The 3893-nt window shown below is 68.9% G+C and carries 4 protein-coding genes; all 4 read right to left on the reverse strand.

Annotation, left to right across the window (positions count from 1 at the left end):
• Positions 1-1998: 2Fe-2S iron-sulfur cluster-binding protein (locus tag GPA27_RS27930; RefSeq protein WP_169143671.1), on the reverse strand; the 1998-nt coding region annotated here is incomplete at its 3' end.
• On the reverse strand, positions 1995-2300 hold the full coding sequence (locus GPA27_RS27935) for a sarcosine oxidase subunit delta (RefSeq protein ID WP_169143672.1): 306 nt from the start codon (positions 2298-2300) through the stop codon (positions 1995-1997). The genes GPA27_RS27930 and GPA27_RS27935, both read right to left, overlap by 4 nt.
• A gap of 14 nt (positions 2301-2314) precedes the next feature.
• Positions 2315-3565, reverse strand: a complete 1251-nt coding sequence (locus GPA27_RS27940) for a sarcosine oxidase subunit beta family protein (RefSeq protein WP_169143673.1) — start codon at positions 3563-3565, stop codon at positions 2315-2317.
• Between the two features lie 19 nt (positions 3566-3584).
• Positions 3585-3893, reverse strand: a 309-nt coding sequence (locus tag GPA27_RS27945) for an L-serine ammonia-lyase, iron-sulfur-dependent, subunit alpha (protein ID WP_211165296.1), incomplete at its 5' end; no start/stop codon positions are given.

Consider the following 3893-nt stretch of genomic DNA (forward strand, 5'->3'; position numbering starts at 1 on the left):
CTCGCGCACGGCGCGGCATTCGCGCTGCACCGCATCAAACATGGATTCGTTGCCGCGCGGGAAGTACCACGGGCGCATCCACTGCCCCACTTCCTCGAACTTCGCGCCGTGCTCGACGTGCCACGCGTGCAGCGCGGTGAACCGGCGCGGGTCGAAGAACTCGCGGCAGTTGCGCCCGGCGATGGCGCCGAAGGTGACCGGGGTGTAGTTCGGGCGGAACACCGTGGTGCCGGTCTGCGGGATCGTCTGCTTGAGGCAGCGTGCCGCGATCGCCATGCCGTTGATGTTGCCGAGCTTGCCCTGGTCGGTGCCGAAGCCCATGCCGGTGTAGCGCTTGACGTGCTCGATCGACTCGAAGCCTTCGCGCGTGGCCAGTTCGATGCCCGCCGCGGTGACGTCGTTCTGCGGATCGACGAACTGCTTCGGGGCGCGCATCGCGGGTTTGACGTGCGGCACCTGGTAGAGCGCGGCGGCCTTGCCTTCGCGCACCTTGCCAACCTTGGGCAGCGCAGGCTGCTCAACCTTGAAGCCCGTGCGCTGGGCGGCCGCGGCCCCCGCGGCGGCACCATCGGCCAAGGCGTCGGCAAGCGCGCCCTTGCCATGCACGCCGCCCACCGGCGTCATGCCCGGCACCTTGCCGGGGACGAAGCCGAGGAGGTCGTCGCGCCACTCGGGGCGCGCGCCGGTGTGCGCCGCCAGATGCACGACCGGGCTGTAGCCGCCGGAGGTGGCGAGGGTGTCGCAGGCGAGCGTCTCGACACGGCCGGCGACCTTGAAGCCACCGATGTCGATGCGGGCCACCAGCGCCGCGCTGACGCGCTTCTTGCCCTGCGCCTCGATCACCGCGGAGCCGGGGATGATGCGAATGTTGCGTGCACGCGCCTCATTGACGAGATCGCCCTCGGGGTGCTCGCGCGCATCGACGATCGCCACCACCTCGCGCCCGGCATCCACCCAGTCGAGCGCGGCGCGGTAGGCGTGGTCGTTGGCGGTCGACAGCACCAGGCGCCGGCCCGGCGCGACCGCGTAGCGGCGGATGTAGGTCGATACCGCGCCGGCCACCAGGTTGCCCGGCACGTCGTTGTTGGAGAAGACCAGCGGACGCTCGTGCGTGCCGGTGGCGAGGATCACCTCATGGGCGCGCACCCGATGCATGCGCGCCCGCACCTGGCGGCGGCCGTTGAGGCTCGGCGCGAGGTCGGCGAGATGCTCGGTGCGCCGCTCGTGCAGCGTCACGAAGTTGTGGTCGTGGTAGCCGTTGGCGGTGGTGCGCGGCAGCACCAGCACTTCGGGCAGCGTGGCGAGCTCCGCGAGCACGGAGGCGACCCAGGCCGAGGCCGGGCGGCCGTCGACGAGTTCGCGCGAATCGAGCAGCGACCCGCCCATCTCTTCCTGCTCGTCGCACAGGATCACGCGCGCGCCGGAGCGCGCCGCCGCGAGCGCTGCGGCGAGGCCCGCGGGGCCCGCGCCGATCACCAGCACGTCGCAGTGGCGGTTGATGTGGTCGTAGATGTCCGGATCGGTTTCCTTGGGCACGCGCCCGAGGCCGGCGGCCTTGCGGATGTACTTCTCGTACTTCGGCCACAGCGAGGCGGGGGCCATGAAGGTCTTGTAGTAGAAGCCCGGCGGCATGAAGCGCCCGCCGATGCCGCCGATCACGCCCATCACGTCGCGGTCGACGTTGGGCCAGCCGTTGGTGCTGGCGGCGACCAGTCCGCCGTAGAGGGCCTGTTGCGTGGCGCGCACGTTCGGGACCTGCGCGGCTTCGCTCGCGCCGAGCTGCACGATCGCATTCGGTTCCTCGGCGCCAGCGGCGACGATGCCGCGCGGGCGCGAGTACTTGAAGCTGCGGTTCACCACATCGACGCCGTTGGCGAGCAAGGCGGAGGCGAGCGTGTCGCCGGCGAAGCCCTGGTAGTCGACGCCGTTGAAGGTGAAGCGCAGCGGACGGCTGCGGTCGATGCGCCCGCCCGTGCCGAGTCGGTTCTGCTGGCTCATTTGGCCGCCCCCTTGGTGGAAGACTGGACGACCGCAGGCTTCTGGCCGACCTTGTAGGTTTCGAGGATCTGGTAGCTCACGGTGTCGCGCGTGGCGTTGAAGAACTTGCGGCAGCCCGCGGCGTGGTACCACAGCTCGTGGTGCAGGCCGCGCGGGTTCTTGCGGAAGAAGAGGTAATTTCCCCACTCCTCGTCGCTCGCCGCTTCGGGCGCCACCGGGCGCGCGATGTGCGCCTCGCCCTTGGGGCGGAACTCTTCCTCTTCGCGGTATTCCGCGCAGTGCGGGCAGTAGATGTGCAGCATGGAATCTGCTCCTGTCAGTGCGCGACGCCCGCGGCGCCGTGCTCGTCGATGAGTTTGCCGCTGATGAAGCGGTCGATCGAGAAGGGGGCGGCGAGCGGGTGCGGCTTGCCGGCGGCAAGGGTCGCCGCGAACACGTTGCCCGAGCCCGGGGTCGCCTTGAAGCCGCCGGTGCCCCAGCCGCAGTTGAAGAAGAGCCCGCCGACCGGGGTCGCGGAGATGATTGGGCAGGCGTCCGGGCAGGTATCGACGATGCCGCCCCACTGGCGGTTCATGCGCACGCGCGAGAACATCGGGAACAGCTCGACGATCGCCTGCAGCGTGTGCTCGATGGTCGAGTAGCTGCCGCGCTGGCCGTAGCCGTTGTAGCCGTCGATGCCGGCGCCGATGACGAGGTCGCCCTTGTCCGACTGGCTCACGTAGCCGTGCACCTTGTTCGACATCACGACGGTGTCGAGGATGGGCTTCATCGGCTCGGACACCAGCGCCTGCAGCGGGTGCGATTCGATCGGCAGCTGGAAGCCGGCCATCTTGGCGAGCACGCCGGAGTTGCCGGCGGTGACCACGCCCACCGTGTCGGCGGCGATGAAGCCGCGGTTGGTCTCGACGCCGAGCACCTTGTTGCCGCTCTTGCGGATGCCGGTGACTTCGGTCTGCTGCAGCATGTCGACGCCCAGCGCATCGGCGCCGCGCGCGAAGCCCCAGGCCACCGCGTCGTGGCGCGCGACGCCGCCGCGCGGCTGCCACGAGGCGCCCATGATCGGGTAGCGCGTGTTCTTCGAGCAGTCCATCATCGGCACGATCTCCTGGATCTGCTTGATGTCGAGCACCTCGCCATCGATGCCGTTGAGGCGGTTGGCGTTCACGCGCCGGTGGATGTCGCGCATGTCCTGCAGCGTGTGCCCCAGGTTCATGACGCCGCGCTGGGAGTACATCACGTTGTAGTTGAGGTCCTGCGACAGCCCTTCCCACAGCTTCATCGCGTGCTCGTACAGCCACGCGGCCTCGTCCCACAGGTAGTTCGAGCGCACGATGGTGGTGTTGCGCGCGGTGTTGCCCCCGCCCAGCCAGCCCTTCTCGACCACCGCGACGTTGGTGATGCCGTGTTCCTTGGCGAGGTAGTAGGCGGTGGCGAGCCCATGGCCGCCGCCACCGACGACGATCACGTCGTACTTCTTCTTCGGCGTCGGGTTGCGCCACGCGCGCTGCCAGTTCTCGTGGTAGGTGAGCGCGTGCTTGACGAGCCCGAATCCTGAGTAATGCTGCATGACTCTGTTCTCCTGATCTTCAGCACTCGATGACGTTCACGGCCAACCCGCCGCGCGAGGTTTCCTTGTACTTGTCCTTCATGTCGCGGCCGGTGTCGCGCATGGTCTTGATCACCTTGTCGAGCGACACGAAGTGCTTGCCGTCGCCCCTGAGCGCCATGCGCGCGGCGTTGAGCGCCTTGATCGAGCCCATCGCGTTGCGCTCGATGCACGGCACCTGCACCAGCCCGCCCACCGGGTCGCAGGTGAGCCCGAGGTTGTGCTCCATGCCGATCTCGGCGGCGTTCTCGACTTGTTCCGGCGTGCCGCCGAGCACTTCGGCCAAGGC

The organism is Aromatoleum toluolicum (genome assembly GCF_012911005.2).
Taxonomy (GTDB): Bacteria; Pseudomonadota; Gammaproteobacteria; order Burkholderiales; family Rhodocyclaceae; genus Aromatoleum; species Aromatoleum toluolicum.

What these genes read in the sequence shown, in the direction of transcription:
- GPA27_RS27935 (WP_169143672.1), bottom strand. Translation starts at nt 2,300, where the DNA reads ATGCTGCACATCTACTGCCCGCACTGCGCGGAATACCGCGAAGAGGAA.
- GPA27_RS27940 (WP_169143673.1), bottom strand. Translation starts at nt 3,565, where the DNA reads ATGCAGCATTACTCAGGATTCGGGCTCGTCAAGCACGCGCTCACCTAC.